Source organism: Siphonobacter sp. BAB-5385 (genome assembly GCF_002261125.1).
GTDB lineage: Bacteria > Bacteroidota > Bacteroidia > Cytophagales > Spirosomataceae > Siphonobacter.
Genome location: NZ_NMPS01000226.1, coordinates 1 through 5524 on the forward strand (window position 1 = coordinate 1; position 5524 = coordinate 5524).

The 5524-nt window shown below is 40.1% G+C and carries 3 protein-coding genes; all 3 read left to right on the plus strand.

The genetic code is table 11. The features are described from left to right. The first annotated feature begins 866 nt into the window (after positions 1-866). The 3 genes from BWI93_RS24040 to BWI93_RS24055 all read left to right on the plus strand — a co-directional run bounded on the left by BWI93_RS24040 (position 867) and on the right by BWI93_RS24055 (position 4536). The gene (locus tag BWI93_RS24040) at positions 867-1535 is read left to right on the plus strand and encodes an AAA family ATPase (protein ID WP_094816180.1); all 669 of its coding nucleotides are present in this window, start codon (positions 867-869) and stop codon (positions 1533-1535) included. Next, on the plus strand, positions 1510-1788 hold the full coding sequence (locus BWI93_RS24045) for a hypothetical protein (RefSeq protein WP_094816183.1): 279 nt from the start codon (positions 1510-1512) through the stop codon (positions 1786-1788). The genes BWI93_RS24040 and BWI93_RS24045 overlap by 26 nt, the downstream gene beginning before the upstream one ends. A gap of 1320 nt (positions 1789-3108) precedes the next feature. Then, a complete protein-coding gene (locus BWI93_RS24055; RefSeq protein ID WP_176454315.1) occupies positions 3109-4536 on the plus strand; it encodes a replication initiation protein in 1428 nt (475 codons plus the stop codon). Positions 4537-5524 lie beyond the last annotated feature (988 nt).

The window sequence follows — 5524 nt, forward strand, 5'->3', positions numbered from 1 at the left end:
ATTACACATTGGCTTCTACGAAATCAAATTACACTTAATTGGAATTTAGTTGAGTTTAATGTAAAGGAAAAAGTTTTGTATGCAATTACCAGGCGTCAATTCAAACCCTTCAATGATTTGCTTATGTTGAAATTGTGATGATATATACTGTTAAAGTTGTATAGGATATAACTTTAACAAAACGGCCCTCTAAAGTATGTAAAATCCATAATCAAAGATATTTCATCTGGGCCACCGCCACTGCTTAATGCCAATTAGGACAAGTTGGCTGTTATCAGATCTTTGTTTTAACGCGAGTAAGGTGAGCTCTCGGCTTTGAAGTGCAAAAGCAAGCTGCCGAACATTTTGTTGAATCATAAAATAAGGGGTTTACTAGTTCCACTAAGGTCGAATCCGGGCTCAATGCTCACATAGTCCAGAGGGATGAAAGGGTCAGAGCTTCTGCTTGCTTAGAGGTCTATCTACAGGAAAGGCAGAGAAATGACATAATCTTTATTCTGCTGTAAGTGTAACGTTTGAGACAAAACATAACCTGACTTCATTGACTAGTTGATCTTCTGCTTTCACAAGCAATTCATCATTATTTGCGAAGAAGCCCACTAAAGTCCTTTAGTGAAATGAATTGAAATGCCTATTGATGTTCTGTACTTGTGACAAGAACTGCACTGATCTCCTACCCTACCAGCTATTCGTTTATAATTGATATTCAAACGTAATATCAAAAAACCATACTATAAATAGCACTGGATAAAGGTTTGAAAATACACCTAAAAATAGGTGCAAAAAACATACTGCTTTTTGTGTTAATTTTTCACCTGCTACCAGTACCTTTGTTAGCACAGTTTCAAATACTAAATCTTCACCCAATGGCTATTTATGTGACAAGTGGTATCAAAGGCGGTTCTGGCCGAAGCACGATCGCAGAAAACTTTACGGTATGGCTATGTAAACAGGGATTTGATGTACTGCTCGTCGATGCCGATGAACAGGGCACGGCTTCCGATTTTACTACTTGGCGTGAACATACCTTAGAGGGCAATGTAGGCTATACGCTGGTTCAGTTAGTGGGGGCCAATCTTCGGAAACAGGTCGAAACCATGAAGTCCAAGTATGACCATATTGTGATTGACACGGGGGGGCGTGATACGACCAGCCAACGATCCGCCCTGATTGTGGCTGACGTGGCGTTGATTCCTTTTCAACCCCGGAGCCATGATGTATGGACTCTGGCCAAGCTCAACGAAATGCTGGAGGAAATTCAATCAACCCGATTGGAGCCTTTGGCGGTCCATGTATTTTTGAATCGGGCGGATATCACGTCGGCGGATAACAGAGAAGCGGCAGAAGCCTTATCTGCACAGCCTAACTTTGGTTTTATTCCTCATTTGATAAAAAACCGTAAAGCCTATCCTAATGCTGCCAGCAAAGGACTGGCCGTGTTTGAAATGGAGGAACCGGATAAGAAAGCCGTATCTGAGATCGAAGAACTTTTTAAATACATCACAGCCCATGAGCGTATCCCTGCCACCCGTTAAGAAAAAGCCCAGCGAGGCTCAGATTGAAGCCACTATCAATAAGGGTGGAAAGACAACTAAAGAGGTAATTCCGCAAACACCCGATACAGTTAAACATTTTAATATTCGTTTGACTTCCGGTATTCTCTCTGCTATCGACTCAGAGCGAGAGAAAAGACCCCGGAAGCCAGGCAGTCCAAAGCTGGGAGTTTCCACGCACGACTGGATTGTTGAAGCAATATTGGAAAAACTGGAACGAGAAAAAGATAAGTAACTAGAGGAATGATTCGTGAGCCTGATCATAGGTCAGTTTGAAGGGAATCCTAAGGGCAACTGGAGTACTACTAAATATAGTGCCTGATCAGCACTATATTTAGTAGTACTCCCCATACTGTTTTTACACCTTAGAGTAATACTTAGTACAGTGCTGGAAAAAACACCTTTTTAAGTACTGAAAATACACCTATTAGAATACTGGAAATCAGAACTGAAATTTGTACTATATCTAGTGTTGCATTAGGTACTGATTTTACACCTAAAAAATCAATGATATTCATTTTTAGGGGCAGTAACAGGTTGTTTGTGGCAACCATCTAATTGATTAGATCCCTTATCCTGATGGTCTATTATCCTTCCTTTGAATTAAGCTTGCTAGAGATAGACTATCTGCAAATAACTAATGAAAAGAGATAATATATATTTTAATAACGTATTAATAACGATATTAAAATGAATAATTTCGAATATATTTGCAATTACACAGGGCAATCATGACTCTTGTCCTGTAACCTTCGAAAAATATGTCGAAAAGAATTCTTCTTTTGTAGCACTGAATCTTAATACTAAGAACTGATTTTAAATGGTTTATAAATAAAACTCTGTCCTCTTTCTTATTTTCAAATCGATCAAATGATTTGTTATTTCTTTTGAATTTTACTTTGATATCTATTTTGCTTCTTTGTAAGTGATTGATAATCAATTAGATATCCTACGGTTTTCGACAGATTTTTCGAACAACTCGACAGATTTTTCGTTTTCACCGACCTTTTTTTCGAACAACTCGACAGATTTTTCGTTTCTCCCGACGTATTTTTCGAAATCTACATTTAGGCTATTCATTACCAGTCAGATTATATAACTAATGGAAAATCAATGCCTTAGATAATTCGTATGGTGCTTTTTACTCTACACTCGACATATTTTTCGAAATTCATAAGTAATAGTTAAATGTCAGACACCACTATTTATAAGTGTTTGAAAATCAATGATATAAAATTTGTCAAAAGGATTGATTCCCATGTTTTTAACCAAGTAATCGATCTTTTTTTCGAGAATATATCTGTCCATGAGAAGATTTCATTTTATATTAATTGACTGGTAATTAAATAATTACATAAAACCGATAAGTAAGGAATATCCGTTTTTGAAGTAACTCGACATATTTTTCGAACTATTTAATATTTAGTATATATTTGAACAGGATAGTTAAGCTTCATGTGTAATTGATTCATTCCTATAGTTTGGTGGCTTTCTACGATTTGACTAGGGGGCTGGCGTCTCAATGCGTAAGGTTACCGACTTATTTTTCGAAACCATGGCAAAATCTTTGAAAACACTGTTCGATGAAAAAGTACGAAATGCCCCAGCTCGACAGTTCGTACAGATCAAGGCCGGGAAAGATGGTCTAGTAGAAGCTCAAAGCAGTTTTTCAATTAATGAGTACCGAGTCTTCTTTCATCTGCTAACCCGGCTCCATCGAGAAGATGATGAATTTGCCTTACAACGGATTAGTCTTGCTGAGATCATCCGGGAAAATGGATTACGCGGCTCTGGTCTTCAATATGACTTATTGAGAGAAGCTGTATTTAATCTGTCTCACCGTACCTTCTCCCGTATCGGTGAAATTGAGGGTAAACCTTATCACATTACGATTCCAGTTCTCGACAAGAAAGCAGAGCCTTTACTGGAAGATGACAAGACGCACATCCTGGTTCGATTCCATCCGGATCTAAAACCTTACCTGCTTCAGCTCAAAAGTGAATACCTGAGCATTTCTACAAACTATCTCAATCAGCTTTCGTCTCCTTATTCCATTAAGCTGTACATGGTTCTCAAGCATCGGCTGCGACAACAGACTACGTATCCCAAGTATACGGTCGATGAGTTACGGTTTATGCTGGCGATTCCTAATGATTCCTATAAATACTATTCTGATTTTAAGCATCGGGTTTTACTGCGTTGCATGGAGGAGATCAACCGGGAAACGGATATTCAGATTCTGGATATTACAGAAGTCAAACGGCAGCGGGTGACGCACACGGTCTGTTTTGTTCTGGAAGGTAAGCCCACGCTTCGGCATGTAGGTTCGGATGATCCGGCTGATTTTCTCCCCCTTGACAATGCTTCTGTTCCTGAGGACCCTCTGTTTGCACGGCTGAAAATCTATCTGGTCTCTAAATCCATTTATCAAGGATGGATTGATAAACACGGACTTGAGCAGGTCAGAACTAACCTTGAAATGGGACTCAGGTATCTGGAAGAACGCAATGACATCAAAAATCCCGTCGCGTATCTGGCTAAAGTAGTAGCCAGTAAATCAACCTCGATCCGGAAGAAAGTTATAAAGGTGGATACGCCACCCGTAGTACACACGGTGGCCAAACCTAAAGCAGAAGATTCGGTAGAGATAGCCCGAAATGCGTTGCGTGATATGTACGCCAACCGGATCAATGAGATGATCGTGTTAGCTTTACGAGATCTTGAAGAAGCCCAGTCGTTCATCGTTTTTGTACAGGAATTCAGCCAACAGGATCGCCTACCCGTGCATCTGGAAATTGCCATCACTATTTTCAACAAGTTACAGGTGACTCCAGCCAGCCTGGCAGACCAGCTCAAAGAGGGCTCAGGAATGATTCAGGGACTGAAGCTTCATTACTTCCAGCAGAGACACCCCGAGAAGCTAAGGGAAATTCACACGGCCTTCAGGCCTCTGGCGGAGGGCTTAGGTTTTACTTTGGAGTAATGAAAAAAGGCTGGAGCGATTCAGCTTTTTTCCGTTAGAATTTACCCCTCTAGTTCGTCTGTTGCTGATGATTTGGCCATCAATTATTGCAATTGTCCAATTGCTACATGAGTAGTAATAAGTTTAAAAACGCTTTTTTGGCAACTTTCAACGGATTGCTAGCTCCTATATTGGTTAAAGATTAGAGAACCATTTTAATTACGTTTTATTAACGATGATCAATGGGTTAACTATTTATACTACGAATTTCCAATCGATTATCATTAAAGCATACAGTCGTCAGCATTCGCAATCATACATTGATGGGCGAGGATAGGGGAGTGGCCGGTGATGCCTCGAAGCAAGCATTGAATAACCATTGTATGATTAAGGACTACTATTTCCCAAAGCGTAGCTTTAGACGGAGCTAAGAAGTCCTTATCTTTATACTACTATGCCTTTAGCATACGGCCGTAAGGCTTATGCTCGCAGTGGCGATGAAGCCGATACTCTAGGAGCTCGGCACCTGCTCTGCGTGTTTTCAAAACCCGGCTCCGACGCTCGGCTTGCTACTTGACGAGTAGCAATGAGAAAGAGAGCTACGGTGAGTCTCTGGTTTTATTTCTGCTCTAAGCGAATGCCTCCTTGATCACCTGATCGTTTGGTATGGAAATAATAGGCTACCCTCCTTTTCGATACCAGTTGCTGACTGCCATCATTAACCTACGGGTAATGCCTTTCTCTGTAAACTCTGTAGGAAGGCGTTTGATAAAAGAATTTGCTTAGTGAGCAGGAGAGACTAAGAAGTAGGGTAGGGGATCTAAGGTTTCGTATTCGCCTTCTTGAATACGTTCTTCTTTCAAGCAGTATTCTTTAAGTAAACCAAGTCCTCTTGAGAGGAAAAGATATCAAGAAAAATGTAGAGGGTAAGCAAGGACACTTTATTAAAGAACAAAAGCAGCTTGCATTAAGCGAGTACAAGTGTACAAAGCTACAAGTGTACAAAGCT